The sequence below is a fragment of the Paenibacillus tyrphae genome (assembly GCF_000722545.1).
GTDB lineage: Bacteria > Bacillota > Bacilli > Paenibacillales > NBRC-103111 > Paenibacillus_G > Paenibacillus_G tyrfis.
In genome coordinates, this window is record NZ_JNVM01000036.1 from 63,609 (window position 1) to 78,473 (window position 14,865).

5 protein-coding genes are annotated in these 14,865 nt (G+C 60.0%); all 5 read left to right on the forward strand.

Features of this window, described 5'->3' with window-relative positions:
- The first annotated feature begins 2 nt into the window (after positions 1 to 2).
- The 5 genes from ET33_RS30260 to ET33_RS30280 are packed head-to-tail and all read left to right on the forward strand — an operon-like array spanning position 3 to position 14,861.
- Positions 3 to 1,262 carry a hydroxymethylglutaryl-CoA synthase family protein gene (locus ET33_RS30260; RefSeq protein ID WP_036691007.1) on the forward strand — a complete coding sequence of 420 codons (1,260 nt, stop codon included), beginning with the start codon at positions 3 to 5 and terminating at the stop codon, positions 1,260 to 1,262.
- Positions 1,262 to 2,035 (forward strand): enoyl-CoA hydratase/isomerase, encoded by a 774-nt coding sequence (locus tag ET33_RS30265; protein ID WP_036691009.1) that lies wholly within the window; start codon positions 1,262 to 1,264, stop codon positions 2,033 to 2,035. Before ET33_RS30260 ends, ET33_RS30265 begins: the two co-directional genes overlap by 1 nt.
- Positions 2,036 to 2,057: 22 nt before the next feature.
- Positions 2,058 to 2,807 carry a polyketide synthase gene (locus tag ET33_RS30270; RefSeq protein WP_036691012.1) on the forward strand — a complete coding sequence of 250 codons (750 nt, stop codon included), beginning with the start codon at positions 2,058 to 2,060 and terminating at the stop codon, positions 2,805 to 2,807.
- A 53-nt stretch (positions 2,808 to 2,860) separates the two neighbouring features.
- On the forward strand, positions 2,861 to 14,410 hold the full coding sequence (locus ET33_RS30275; RefSeq protein WP_051775832.1) for a PfaD family polyunsaturated fatty acid/polyketide biosynthesis protein: 11,550 nt from the start codon (positions 2,861 to 2,863) through the stop codon (positions 14,408 to 14,410).
- The gene (locus ET33_RS30280; RefSeq protein ID WP_036691014.1) at positions 14,373 to 14,861 is read left to right on the forward strand and encodes a hypothetical protein; all 489 of its coding nucleotides are present in this window, start codon (positions 14,373 to 14,375) and stop codon (positions 14,859 to 14,861) included. The genes ET33_RS30275 and ET33_RS30280 overlap by 38 nt, the downstream gene beginning before the upstream one ends.
- The last annotated feature ends 4 nt before the right edge of the window (positions 14,862 to 14,865 follow it).

A 14,865-nucleotide genomic window follows, 5' to 3' on the forward strand; every position in this document is an offset into this window, starting at 1 on the left:
CCATGGTTGCCGTCGGTATCGAAGCGATGAATGTATTCGGGGGGACCGCGTATCTCGATGTCATGGATCTGGCCAGACATCGAAACCTGGACATCCCCAGATTTGAAAATTTGCTGATGAAGCAAAAGGCGGTCGCCTTGCCGTTTGAAGACCCGGTGACATTTGCCGTCAACGCGGCCAAGCCGGTGGTCGATGCGCTGTCCGAGGAAGAAAAAAACCGCATCGAACTGCTGATCACCTGCACGGAATCCGGGATCGACTTCGGCAAGTCGCTCAGCACCTACGTGCATCATCATCTGGGACTGAGCCGTACCTGCCGCCTGTTCGAGATCAAGCAAGCCTGCTATTCGGGCACAGCCGGTTTCCAGATGGCGATCAACTTCATCCTCTCCCAAGTCTCGCCCGGAGCCAAAGCGCTCGTCGTCGCCACGGACATCTCCCGGTTCCTGGCCGTCGAAGGCGGAGATGCGCTCAGCGAAGACTGGTCGTTCGCCGAACCGAGCGGCGGCGCAGGCGCGGTGGCGCTTCTGGTCAGCGACAAGCCGCACGTGTTCCAAGTCGATGTCGGAGCCAACGGATATTACGGCTACGAGGTGATGGACACCTGCCGCCCGGTGGCCGACAGTGAAGCGGGCGACGCGGACCTCTCCCTGCTCTCGTATCTGGATTGCTGCGAGAATGCGTTCCTGGAATACCAGCGCCGCGTCGCCGATGTCGAGTACCGCGACACGTTCCAGTACCTGTCCTTCCACACGCCGTTTGGCGGCATGGTCAAAGGCGCGCACCGCACGATGATGCGCAAGATCGCCAAGGTCAAAGGCCCGGAGATCGAAGCCGATTTCCAACAGCGCGTGGTGCCGGGTCTGACCTACTGCCAGCGCGTGGGTAACATCATGGGGGCCACCGTTCTGCTCTCCTTGGCGAGCACGATCGACAACGGGCAGTTTGAAGGGAACAAGCGCATCGGGATCTTCTCCTATGGCTCGGGCTGCTGCTCTGAATTTTACAGCGGCGTCGTCACCCCTCGCAGTCAAGAAGTCCTGCGCGGCTTCAAGCTTCAAGAGCAACTGAACAACCGCTACCGACTGTCGATGGACGAATATGAAAAGATTCTCCACAGCAGCAGCGCCGTCAAATTCGGCACCCGCAATGTCAAGCTGGACTTGAACCTGATCCCGGGCGCCCTCGCTTCCGGGCAAGCCGGACAGCGCCTGTATCTGGAAGAGATCTCAGAATTCCATCGAGAATACCGGTGGTGCTGATGAACACGGCCGCATACGAGACGATCCGGGTGCGGATGCAAGGCCCGGTGTGCTTTTTGCAGTTCAACCGTCCCGAGGCGAAGAACACGATCAACGAGCGCTTGGTGTACGAGTGTCGCCAGGTGATCGATCACTGCCGGGAACAGGCTTCGATCCTCGTGCTGGAGGGGTTGCCGGACGTGTTCTGCTTCGGGGCCGATTTTCAAGAGCTGCATGAGAAAAAGGCGAGCGGGCAGAGCCTCGACCCGTCACCGGAGCCGCTGTACGACCTGTGGCTCGATCTGGCGACTGGCCCGTTTATCACCATCTCGCACGTTCGCGGCAAGGTCAACGCAGGCGGCGTCGGGTTTGTCGCCACCTGCGATATCGTGCTGGCGGATGAAACGGCGGAGTTCTCCTTGTCCGAATTGCTCTTCGGACTTCTGCCGGCATGCGTGCTGCCGTTTTTGATCCGGCGGATCGGTTTTCAGAAGGCGAACTATCTGACGCTGATGACGCAGCCGGTCAACGTCCGACAAGCCGTGGAGTGGGGGCTTGTCGATGCCTGCGATGCAGAGAGCGAGACATTGCTTCGCAAGCATCTCATGCGGCTGCGCTATGTGCCCAAGCGCGGCATCGAGCGATACAAGCGCTTGATGAACAGCTTGCAGGACGGTCTGCACCGCGCCAAGCCGTTGGCGCTCGAAGCGAACCGGGAAGTGTTTGCAGATCCGCGCAACCAAGAGCTGATTTTCCGTTATATCGAAACAGGTCAATTCCCGTGGGAGAGCTGATCCACGGAGAGTGGAGGAGAACATGACGAATCCAGTGGTGGAGTGCAGAGAGATCGAGACGGGGATCGTGCAAGTGACCTTACAGGATCGGGAACAGAAGAACACCTTTACCGAAGGGCTGGTGCGCGGCCTGATCGAAGCGTTCGAGGAGATCGCCGCGAATGAACGCTGCAAGGCGGTCATCCTCACCGGCTATGGCAATTATTTTTGCTCCGGCGGCACGATGGAAGGGCTGCTGGCGATTCATGAAGGAAGAGGCCGGTTCACCGATGCGAACGTCTTCGCGCTCGCCTTGGAGTGCAAGGTTCCGGTGATCGCCGCGATGCAAGGGCACGCGATCGGCGGCGGGTTTGTCGTCGGGCTGTTTGCCGACTTTGTGATCTTGAGCCGTGAGAGCGTGTACACGACCAGTTTTATGCGATTTGGATTCACACCCGGTATGGGGGCTACCTACATCGTGCCGAAGAAGTTGGGCTTCTCCCTCGGAGAAGAGATGCTGATGAGCGCCAACAATTACAGAGGCGCCGATTTGGAAAAAAGGGGCGTGCCGTTCCCCGTCGTTCCGCGTGAAGACGTGATGAACCGGGCGCTGCAGCTGGCGCGCCAACTGGCAGAAAAACCGAGAGTGTCGCTGATCACCTTGAAGGACCATCTGGTCCGACCGATCCGGGAGGAACTGCCTCGCGTGATCGAGCAAGAGATGGCCATGCATGAAAAGACATTCCATAAACCGGAAGTGAAAGACAGAATCATCTCCCTGTTCGGAAATTAACAAGCACTCGCTGTGCTTGCGACCATACATTTTGCTGTAAAAGAGGGGTTCAGATGAAGATACAAGAGATCTTACGTGCGCTTGAAGCCAAAGAGATCAGCCCTGAAGAGGCCAAACAGGCCCTTGCAGGGGCTCGATCCCACGAGTTGCAAATGTCCGCCCCCCTTGCGAATGCTGTGCGCGAACTGTCCGTTGATCCGGCGGTTCGCCTGCAGCCGGAATCGCTAGGCCATCCGCTGTTCCAAACGAGATACCGCACCATTTGGAGTTACTTTGCCGGCTCGATGTATCGAGGGATCGCATCTAAGGAGATGGTGGTGCGCATGGGGCAGGCCGGTCTGCTGGCCTTTTTTGGCAGCGCCGGTTTTCAGGTGCATGAACTGGAGCCCGTCCTGCAGCGCATTCAAGCGCGGCTGGGTTCGGACAAGCCGTATGGCATGTGCCTGATCGCCAACCTGAACGACCCGGACGAAGAGCGGCGCACAGCGGAACTATACGTCGAGTATGGCGTGAAGGCGATCGAAGTGTCCGCCTTCTCCGCTCCGACGCTCCCGCTGGTCTATCTGCGCCTCAAGGGCCTGTCCCGTCAAAACGGCCGGCTGATCTTCCCGCGCCGTCTGATCGCCAAATGCTCGCATCTGGACACGGCGAGCGTGTTTCTCTCGCCGCCGCCGGAGCCGCTCGTCCAGCAGCTGCTGCGCTACGGCCTGATCAGCGAGGAAGAAGCCGCCCTGTCGCAAACGATTCCGCTGGTCGACGACCTCGCGATCGAAGCGGACTCGGGCGGTCACACGAACCAAGGCGTATCGTTCTCCCTCCTGCCCGCCATCCGCGCGCTCAAAGACCAACTCCAGCGGCAGTACCGCTACCAAGAGGAGATTCTCATCGGCTGCGGCGGAGGGATCGGCACGCCGGAAGCGGTCGCGTCGGCCTTCATGCTCGGGGCTGATTTTATTTTCACAGGATCGATCAATCAATGCACGGTGGAGAGCGGGGCCCATCCGGTCGTCAAGGACCTGCTGCAGTCCGTTTCGATCCACGACATGGCGATCACGGTTGCAGGCGATATGTTTGAGATCGGCGCGAAGGTGCAGGTGGTGAAAAAACACACCCAGTTCGCCGCCCGCGCCAACAAGCTGCACCAGCTGTTCCACCAATACAACTCGATCGACGAGATTCCGCTGTCGATCCGGCATGAGATCGAAACGAAATATTTTAAGAAGACGTTTGAGGAAGTCTGGGATCTCGTCTGCGCCTACAAGCGCGCCAAACATCCGGAGCAGCTCGAAGAGGCGGCCGAGAACCCGCGTTTCAAGATGGGGCTGATCTTCAAGTGGTATTTTGCCCATTCCGCACAGGCGACCCTGCGAGGGGATGAGCAGGAGCGGGATAATTTTCAGATCTTCTGCGGCCCGGCGATGGGGGCGTTCAACAGGTGGGTACAAGGCACGCCGTACGAGTCTTGGCAGCAGCGCCATGTGAACACGGTGGCAGAACTGCTGATGCGCAAGGCGTGTGAACATCTGGAATCCCGTCAGTCCACGTCCGTTTCGGCAGCCGGCGCAGAAGCGGTGCCGAGTTTTGAAGGGGCGGCGATCGCGATCATCGGGCTGAGCGGTCAATTCCCGAAGTCCAAGAATGCAGACGAGTTCTGGAACAACCTCGCACAAGGCCGCGACTGCATCTCCGAGATTCCGGCGACGCGCTGGTCGCTCGACGAGCACTACTCGCCGGACCCGAGCGCACCGGGAAAAACCTACTCCAAGTGGATGGGCGCGCTGGAGGATGCGGACAAGTTCGACCCGCTGTTCTTCAACATCTCGCCTGCCGAAGCGGAGTTGATGGACCCGCAGCAGCGGCTATTTTTGGAGAGCGCATGGCAGGCCATCGAAGACGCCGGCATCGCGCCGTCCTCTCTGTCCGGCAGCCGAACCGGCGTGTTCGTCGGCTGCGGCACGAACGACTACGGGCAGGCGCTGAACCATCAAGGCTTGAACGCACAAGGCCTGATGGGGGCGGCTTCCTCGATCCTCAGCGCTCGCATCTCGTATCTGCTCAACCTCAAAGGCCCTTGCCTTGCGATCGACACCGCCTGCTCCTCCTCGCTGGTGGCGATGGCCGAAGCCTGCAACAGCCTGCTGCTCGGAACGAGCGACTTGGCATTGAGCGGCGGGGTGTACGCGGCGGCCGGGCCTACCTTGCACATCATGACGAGCAAGGCGGGCATGTTGTCGCCCGACGGACGCTGCTATTCGTTTGATACGCGCGCCAACGGCTTTGTGCCGGGGGAGGGCGTGGGCGTCTTGGTGCTCAAGCGCCTTGAAGATGCTGTGCGGGACGAAGACCCGATCTATGGCGTGATTCGCGGCTGGGGCGTCAACCAGGACGGCAAGACGAACGGGATCACCGCGCCGAGCGTCAATTCGCAGATCCAGCTGGAGCAGGACGTGTATGAACGATTTGGCATCGACCCGGAGACGATCTCCCTGATCGAAGCGCATGGGACGGGCACGAAGCTTGGCGACCCGATTGAAGTCGAGGCGCTGACCGAGTCCTTCCGGCACTTCACGGAGAAAACCGGCTATTGCGCTCTCGGTTCGGTGAAAAGCAACATCGGACACCTGCTGACGGCAGCCGGAGTGGCCGGGGTGATCAAGGTGCTGCTGGCCATGAAGCATCGACAGGTGCCGCCGACGGTGCATTTTAACCAATTGAACGAGCACATTCGGCTCGCGAAGAGTCCTTTTTATATCAATACCGACCTGATTCCATGGGAGGTGCCAGCCGGGATGCCGCGCCGTGCTGGGGTGAGCTCTTTCGGATTCAGCGGGACGAACGCGCATGTCGTCATCGAAGAGCATTTGGAAAAAGAGAGTCTGGCTTCGGCAGCGGGAGAAGCGGATGCGCCGTTGCTCTTTGTGTTGTCTGCCATGACCGAGGAACAGCTGCGGACGTATGCAGCCTCGATGGCGGGCTTCCTCGAACGGGAGCGCGACCTGAGCCTTGCGAGCATCGTGTACACCCTGCAGACGGGACGCGATGCAAGGGAGGTGCGGCTGGCGTTTGTGGCCCGTTCGAGAGACGAAGCGCGTCAGAATTTTGAAACCTATGCAGAGGGGCGGACACTCCCCGGTCTCTTGACGTCGCAGTCGGGAACGGGGCAGGAGGAGGCGCAGGGCATTGCAAACAAGCCGCTGCAAGAGATCGCCGAACTCTGGGTGAAGGGCGTCCGACTCGACTGGTCGGAACTCTATGCCGATTCGAGATCGCGCCGTGCTCATCTGCCGACCTATCCGTTTGCCAGAGAGCGCTTCTGGGTGCCGGAGCCGGAGATGGAGGAAGGGGGGGCTTCGACGCTGACAGCCGCCCTGCATCCGCTGCTGCACAGCAATACCTCCAAACTGACGGAGCAACGCTTCTCCTCGACGTTTACCGGGCGAGAATTTTTCCTGTCCGATCATCAGGTGCAAGGGCGGAAGGTGCTGCCGGGTGTCGCCTATCTGGAGATGGCGCGCGCCGCGCTGGAGCAGGCCGCCGACATGCCGTCGATCTCTTTGAAAAATGTGGTCTGGGCGCGTCCGATCATCGCAGAAGAAGACGCGGTGTCGGTGAAGATCGGGCTGTTCCCGGAAGAGAACGGCGAGATCGGATTTGAAGTGTACAGCGGCTTGGACGGCGAGATCGTACACAGCCAAGGGCGCGCGGTACCGGCTCTGTCGGACGTCGAGGCTCCCGTGCTCGACCTTGCTTCTCTGCAAGCGCAGTGCGGGCAGCGCGAACGAGGCGCGGCGGAATGCTATGACTTGTACCGCCGAGCGGGCCTTGAGTACGGGCCGGCTTTCCAAGGGATGGAGCACCTCTATGTCGGGCAGGAGATGATCTTGGCCTGCTTGTCGCTGCCAGCCGCCGTCGCGAGCACCGCGCGTCAGTTCATCCTGCACCCGAGCCTGCTGGACTCGGCTCTGCAGACGGCCATCGGCTTCCTGACTGACGAAACGACGCTCCAGCCGGCCCTGCCGTTCGCGCTGGAGGAGCTGGAGATCTTCGGGCCTTGCACCACTTCGATGTGGGCCTTCGTGCGCCGCAGTGAAGGTAACAAGCCAGGGGACAAGGTACACAAGCTCGATCTCGACCTGTGCGACGAGAGCGGAAGCGTCCGCGTGCGGATGAAGGGCTATTCCTCCCGCATACTCGACCGCGAGCGAGGAGCCGAGGCGGGGACGCTGATGCTCAGACCGGACTGGACAGAGCGTCCGGTCAATCTGCAGGCTGTGCAGACGGTGTATACGGACCATCTGGTGATGCTCTGCGAAGTGGACGCTGAGATCGAACAGAGCGGGATGCGGAGCCTGATCTTGCAGACAGAGGAAAAAGGGCTTGCCCAACGCTTCGAGGCCTATGCAGCACATGCGTTTGAGGCGATCAAGTCGATTTTGCAAGAAAGACGCAAAGGGAAGGCGCTCGTGCAGATCGTCGTTCCGGCGCAAGGGGACGGGCAGGTCTTCACCGGCCTCTCTGCACTGCTGAAGACCGCTCAGCTGGAGAATCCGAACCTTGTCGGGCAACTGATCGAAGTTGACGATGCGAGCAACCTTGCGGAGACCTTGCGAGAAAATGCTCGCTGTGCAGGCGACGCACACGTCCGTTACCAAGGCGGCAAACGCTGGGGAACAGGATGGAGCGAAGTCGAGCCGGGCGAAGAGGTGTTGCGCATTCCATGGAAGGACCAAGGCGTCTACCTGCTCACAGGGGGCGCAGGGGGCCTAGGCCGCATTTTTGCTGGCGAAATCGCACGGCAAGTGAAAAGGGCGACACTCGTCCTGACGGGACGGGGGCCGCTGAGCGCTGAGAAACAGGCAGAACTTCAGTCCTTGGACGCAAATGTTGTGTACAGGCAAGTGGACGTGACCGACTTCGCGGGGGTCATGCAGCTGATCGAGAGCATTCAAGCTGAGCATGGCGCTCTGCACGGCATCCTGCACAGCGCAGGCGTGATTCGCGACAACTTGATCCTCAAGAAGACGACAGCGGAGTTGCAGGACGTGCTGGCTCCCAAGGTGGCCGGTGCCGTGCATCTCGATGAGGCGACGCAACATCTGCCGCTCGACTTCTTCGTGACGTTCTCCTCGGTGGCCGGAGCCATCGGCAACCCGGGACAAGCGGACTATGCGACGGCCAATGCCTTCCTCGATGCTTTTGCGGGGTATCGAAACGAGCGGGTCGCAAATGGCAAACGCTCCGGCCGGACGCTGTCGATCAATTGGCCGCTCTGGCAAGAAGGCGGGATGCAGGTGGAGCAGGAGACGGGGCAGACGTTGCGAGAGACCCTCGGCATGATCCCGATGCAGACGGCAACCGGGATTCGCGCCTTGTATCAGGGCATGGCTTCCGAGCAAGACCAGATTCTTGTCGTCGAAGGCGATCTGGATCGCATCCGCGCCGTTTTTGCAAAAACAGCACCGACAGCCGCAGCTGGGCCAGTGTCTAGGCTGGAAGAAGAGCCGACTCTCATTTCGAGCGATTTTGAAGAGAGAGCGATGGAGTATTTCAAGACGTTGCTCTCTTCCGTCCTGAAGATGCCAGCCAGCCGGATTGAAGCCAATGCGCCTTTTGAAAAATACGGCATCGATTCGATTCTGGTCATGCAGCTGACCAACCAACTGGAAAAGACGTTTGGCTCCTTGCCGAAAACGCTGTTCTTTGAATATCAAAACCTCCGCGAGCTGACCGGATACTTCCTGGACGCCCATCGTGTTCTCTTGCAGCAGCTCTTGGGCATCGGGGAGCAGGAGCGGGTTTCGGAATCCGCTTCGGTGGCGGCCGCGTCCACTCCTGAGCCGTCGGTTGTCAGCAGCCGCAGTCGTTCGAGGCTGGCCGCGAGTTCGACGGCTGTGCATGCAGCGCCGGTCGCGCAACCTGCGAAGGCGGCCAAGGGAGAACAGGACATCGCGATCATCGGCGTTTCCGGCCGCTATCCGGGGGCGCGCAACCTTCAGGAGTTTTGGCAAAATCTGCGGGATGGCAAGGACTGCATCACGGAGATTCCAAAAGACCGATGGGATCACAGCCTCTATTTTGACCCGGACAAAAGCAAGCCGGGCAAGACGAACTGCAAATGGGGCGGATTTATTGACGGCGTGGATCAATTCGATCCGAAGTTCTTCAACATCTCCCCGCGCGAGGCGGAGATCATGGACCCGCAGGAGCGACTGTTCCTGCAGACCGTCTACGAGGCGCTGGAAGATGCGGGGTATACGCGCGAGATGCTCGCCAAACATCGCGGGCTGGGGCTTGACGGCAACGTCGGGGTCTATGTCGGCGTGATGTACGAAGAGTATCAGCTGTACGGCGCAGAGGAGACGATCCTCGGCCGACCGCTTGCCCTGTCTGGCAACCCCTCGTCGATCGCCAACCGGGTGTCGTACTTCTTCAACCTGCACGGGCCGAGCCTTGCCGTCGATACGATGTGCTCGTCTTCGCTGACGTCGATTCATCTGGCCTGCCAGAGCTTGCAGCAAGGCGGCTGTGAACTGGCGATCGCCGGCGGTGTCAACGTCTCGATTCACCCGAACAAGTACCTGCTGCTCGGCCAAGGCAAGTTCGCGTCGAGCAAGGGCAGATGCGAGAGTTTTGGCGAAGGGGGCGACGGCTACGTGCCGGGCGAAGGCGTGGGCGCTGTGCTGCTCAAGCCTCTGTCCAAGGCGATTGAAGACGGAGATCAGATCCACGGCATGATCAAGGCGACGGCGATCAACCACGGGGGCAAAACCAACGGGTACACCGTCCCGAACCCGAATGCGCAGGCGAATGTGATCGAGCAGGCGTTGCGCAAGGCAGGGCTTGACCCGAGCATGGTCTCTTACATCGAAGCGCACGGAACCGGCACCTCGCTTGGCGACCCGATTGAGATCGCCGGCTTGACCAAGGCTTTCCAAGCAGGGAAAAACACTAAACTGCAATCCTGTGCCATCGGCTCGGCCAAGTCGAACATCGGGCACTGTGAGAGCGCGGCGGGCATCGCCGGCGTTACGAAGGTACTGCTGCAACTGAAGCATCGTCAACTTGCACCATCGCTGCACGCCAAGGTGCTCAACCCGAATATCGACTTTGACGCGACCCCGTTCGTCGTGCAGCAGGAGCTGGCGGAGTGGAAGCGCCCGCTGGTGGAGATCGGCGGTCAGGTTCGCGAAGTGCCGCGCATCGCTGGCATCTCATCGTTTGGAGCGGGCGGTTCCAACGCGCACGTGATCATCGAAGAGTACGTACCGGCAGAGTCGCTGCGCACGCCTGTCGAGGTGACGCCGCAGAATCCGGCCGTGATCGTGTTGTCGGCCAAGAACGAAGAACGGTTGCAGGAGCTGGCCGTGCGCCTGCTTCACGCCATCGAGACGCAGCCGTTCACAGATGCGGACCTCGCTGACATCGCCTACACCTTGCAGATCGGTCGAGAAGCGCACGATGCGCGCATGGCGCTGCTCGTCGACTCGCTTCAAGACCTCGCGACCAAGTTGCGCGCCTGCGTGTCCGGCCAAGAGGATGTTCCAACCCTTTATCGCGGCCATGTCAAAGCCAACCGAGACACCCTCTCGCTCTTCCTCGCCGATGAAGAGCTGCAGGAAGCGATTGAAAAATGGATTCAGCGCCGCAAGCACGTCAAGCTCGTCGACCTGTGGGTCAAAGGATTGGAGCTGGACTGGAACAAGCTCTACGGCGAACACAAGCCGCGCCGCATCAGCCTGCCGACCTATCCGTTTGCCAAACAGCGCTACTGGGTGCCGGAAGGAACGGCGGGAGCGGCACGTACCCTGATGTCTTCGAGCGTCGTGGAAAACCTTGAAGTGCTGGCCCCGGTCTCGACGAACCTGCAAGCAAGGGTGCAAGAGGGAAGCGATGGCACGCTCAACATCGAACTGTGCGACGCCCAAGGGAACATCTGCGTTCGCCTGACTGGACTGCAGGCTGAACCTGCACAAGCGAAACCTGCACAAGCCAAGAAGCAGCCGGAATCCTTCGAGTTGATGACATTCCGAGAAATCTGGCAAGAGCAATCCCTGCCTTCTGTCACAGCCCGGAACGCTGGAACGCTCGTCTGCTTCCTGTCCGATCCGGCACTACAGCAAACGGTGCGGGAGGCGCTCAAGTCCCTGAGCCCGAGCCTGCAAGTCGAGTTCATCGCACAGGGAAGCTCGATTCCAGAGTCCTTCCAACGCATGCAGGAGGAGCGTCGAGACGTCTTCGGGATGCTGTACCTGTGGCCGCTTGAAGACAAGGCTCTGATCCGAGAGTATTCCAGTATCGTGAACATCCTGAAGTTCCTCGACGCTTCCGGTCTGAAGCCCGAACGCCTGCTGCTGGCTGGGCAATTCGAGAACGGAGTGGAGCGAAGCTACTTCGAATCGTGGATCGGATTTGAAAGATCTTTGGGCCTAGTGCTGCCTAACACGAAGGTGACGGCGGTCTTGCAGGCGGGCTCTTCCTTGCTTCAAGACTGGATGCCGCTGCTCTGGCGTGAACTCCATGCCCCGCAAGCGCAAAGCGTCCTGTACGAAGCAGGCAAGCGCCACATCTGCACCGTCCAGCCGACCCGCCTTGAAGCGGGCCAACGCACGGTGCGGGCAGGCGGCACCTACCTGATCACCGGCGGTCTCGGTGCGCTCGGCTACTTGTTCGCGGAGCATCTGGCCCAAAAACAGCCTGTGAACCTCATCCTCACTGGCCGCTCCGAGCTCGACGAAGAGAAGCGCAGCAAGCTGAGCGATCTGGAGACGCTGGGCAGCCAAGTCTTCTACCTGCAAGCGGACGTATGTGACGAAGAGCAGATGCGAGCCGGGCTGGTTCGTGCACGCGATCGCTTCGGACCTCTGCACGGCGTGCTGCACGCAGCAGGATTGTCCGGGGACGAGAGCCTTTTTGCCAAGGACATCAAGGCGTTTGAACGGGTTCTGAGCCCGAAGATCGCAGGAACCCTGCTGCTCGACGAATTGCTGGCGGAGGAGACCGAGCTTGATTTTGTCTGCTACTTCTCCTCGTCATCCGCTGTGTTGGGCGATTTCGGTTCCTGCGACTACGCGATCGGCAACCGCTTCCAGATGGCCTACGCGCAACATCGTCACGAACAGCAGTTGCCGGGCCAGACGCTGGTGATCAACTGGCCGCTCTGGAAAGAAGGCGGAATGGGTCTTGATGAAGGAGAGATCACGGCGAACTACCTGAAGTCGAGCGGACAGCGCTTCTTGGAAGCGGAAGAGGGAGTGGAGCTCTTTGACCTGATCCTCTCGCAGAACGACGTGCAGCAGCTGGTCCTCGTCGGGCAGCCAAGCCGCGTCGAACGCTTCCTCGGAATGGCTGCACAAGCGCCGACAGCGGTTCAACCCACTACGCCGCCGCCGACTTTCAGCGTCTCGTCGGGCACAGCGATGCGTCCGGAGTTGCAAGGATTCTCGCTTGAGCAATGCATCGAGTGGGATCTCAAAGAACAGGTCAGCCAGATCCTGAAAATCTCCCGCGACGAACTCGATGTCGAGGAAAATCTGGTCGACTTCGGGTTTGACTCGATCAGCTTGGCCGAGCTTGGCAACCGTCTTTCCAAGCACTACGGCCTCGAAGTGACGCCGGCCTTGTTCTTTAGCCACTCCACGTTGGAAAAATTGACCCTGCACTTCCTGCGCGAACACGAGGCGTTGATGACGCAGCACTACCTTGAACCGACTGCCGAACCAGCCCCCGAACCGACACCCGTTCCGGTTGTCGCTCCGATTGTCGCTCCGGCCCGGCAAGAAGTCGCGGTGACAAAAGAGATTCTCGTGCCGCCGCCGACATCCGGCGTTCAAGAACCGATCGCCGTGATCGGGATGAGCGGACGCTTCCCGCAAGCGGACAGCGTGCAGGAATTCTGGCAGAACCTCAAAGCGGGCAAGAACGCGATCACCGAGATTCCTTCGGATCGCTGGGACTGGCAAAGTGACTTTGAAGAAGGCAAAATCACGTCCAAATGGGGCGGATTCGTAAAAGACGTCGACTGCTTCGATCCGCTGTTCTTCGAGATCTCGCCGAGAGAAGCGGAGTACATGGACCCGAAACAACGCCTGTTCTTGGAGGAAGCATGGCATGCGCTCGAAGATGCCGGCTACATGGGCGATCAGATTCGCGGCAAGTTGTGCGGCGTCTACGTCGGTGTCGAAGAGGGTGAATACGGCTTCCTGACAGGGGATGGCGGCCCGCTCAACGGCAATCAAAATGCGACGTTGGCCGCCCGCATCGCCTACGCCCTCGACTTGAAGGGGCCGAATCTGGCGTTGACCGCCGCTTGCTCCTCCGGGCTGGTTGCGCTCCATCAAGCCTGCCAAGCCTTGCGCGCAGGGGACTGCGACGTGGCGCTGGCCGGCGGGGTCAATCTTTTGATCTCCCCGATGATCTACCAAGGGATGAGCAAGATCGACATGCTGTCCCCGGACGGACACTCGTATGTGTTTGATTCGCGTGCGAACGGGTTGGTGCCGAGCGAAGCCGTTGCCGTCGTCGTGCTCAAGCCTCTGTCCAAAGCGATCGCCGATCGCGACCAGATCTACGGCTGCATCACAGCGACCGGAGTCAACTACAACGGCCAATCGAATGGTATCACATCGCCGAACCCGGACGCTCAAGCCGATCTGATCCGCAGCGTGTATGACCGTTATGGAATCGATTCGTCTGACATCCAGTTCGTCATGTCGCACAGCACCGGGTCGAAGCTAGGCGATCCGATGGAGATCCAAGCGCTGACCAGCGCCTTCCGCAAGCCTGGCGCTCAAACGCAGAACTGTGCGCTCTCCTCGATCAAGCCGCTCATCGGGCACACGTTTGCCGCATCGGGCATCGTCAGCCTGATCAGCATGCTGATGGCGATGCGCGAACGCACCCTGTTGGGCTTGCACGGATTCGAATCGAGCAACGAGTACATCCGATTTGAGGAGAGTCCGTTCGTCGTCAGCACCGAGAACCGAGCGTGGACGACGCAGGAAGGCCGCCCGCGAGTCGGCGCGATCAGCACGACAGGGATCAGCGGCACGAATGCCCATGCCGTGATCGAAGAATACATTCCGACCGCGATGGCTGTGCAGGTAGAACGACCGGGCGCAGCACAGCAACTGGTGATCCTCTCGGCCCGAAACCACGACCGCCTGCAGCACATGGCGGCTCGTCTGTCCGAGCATCTCGGGAGCGAAGCGGGCCGATCCCTGACGCTCGCCCAGATCGCCTACACGCTGCAAGTCGGTCGCGAGCCGATGAAAAAGCGCGCAGCCTTCATCGTCTCTTCCAAAGAAGAACTGCTGCAGCGCTTGCAGGAATACATCTCCTCGCCTGTTGTGGACGAGATCCGTCCTGCACCGGATCGTCACCAAGCCAGAGCCCTTGTGGAAACCGCGCTGCAAGAGCGCAATCTTGAGCAGCTGGCCGCCCTCTGGCTCTCCGGCAGCAAAGTGCCGTGGCAGCGACTACATGACGGCAAGAACGTGCAGCGCGTCTCGCTGCCGACCTATCCATTTGTGAAGCGTAGATGCTGGGTGGAGGCCAGGTCGCTACGACATGATGATCGGGATCGAAGTCAGCTGCCACATCCCTGACAAGCAGGGGCTGTTCCAGAACATGTCCTCGGCCCTCAACGAAGGGGGGCAGGTGCTGATGATGGACTTCATCGCGAACCTGCGCGGAGCCATCGCCGATCCGAGCATCGACATCTACATCCCGACTGTACAAGGCTGGATCGACCTGCTGGCGGAGCATCACCTCGTTCTTGACGAAGTGATTGACGTCTCCAAGCAGGTCGCCAACTCTCTGCATGATCCTGAGCACGCGGAGAATACGAAAGGTCTGCCGGAAGTCGTACAAAATTCCATTCGGAACTTTGCCAATAGCTCGATCTCGCTTGAGAAAGGCTGGATCAGCTACTGTCTGTTCGTCATCAGCAAAAATTCAGCTCTCAGCCTGGCAGAACTGCGAGAGCACAACGCAAAGCAGATGTCCAACAGGACGCCGTATCCGGAAGCTCGGCGCAACATGTTGCAACAAATCTAAAGGA

Bases quoted from the DNA above. Each gene is read 5' to 3' on its own strand.
- ET33_RS30260 (WP_036691007.1), top strand. From the start codon at position 3: ATGGTTGCCGTCGGTATCGAAGCGATGAATGTATTCGGGGGGACCGCG.
- ET33_RS30265 (WP_036691009.1), top strand. From the start codon at position 1,262: ATGAACACGGCCGCATACGAGACGATCCGGGTGCGGATGCAAGGCCCG.
- ET33_RS30270 (WP_036691012.1), top strand. From the start codon at position 2,058: ATGACGAATCCAGTGGTGGAGTGCAGAGAGATCGAGACGGGGATCGTG.
- ET33_RS30275 (WP_051775832.1), top strand. From the start codon at position 2,861: ATGAAGATACAAGAGATCTTACGTGCGCTTGAAGCCAAAGAGATCAGC.
- ET33_RS30280 (WP_036691014.1), top strand. From the start codon at position 14,373: ATGATGATCGGGATCGAAGTCAGCTGCCACATCCCTGACAAGCAGGGG.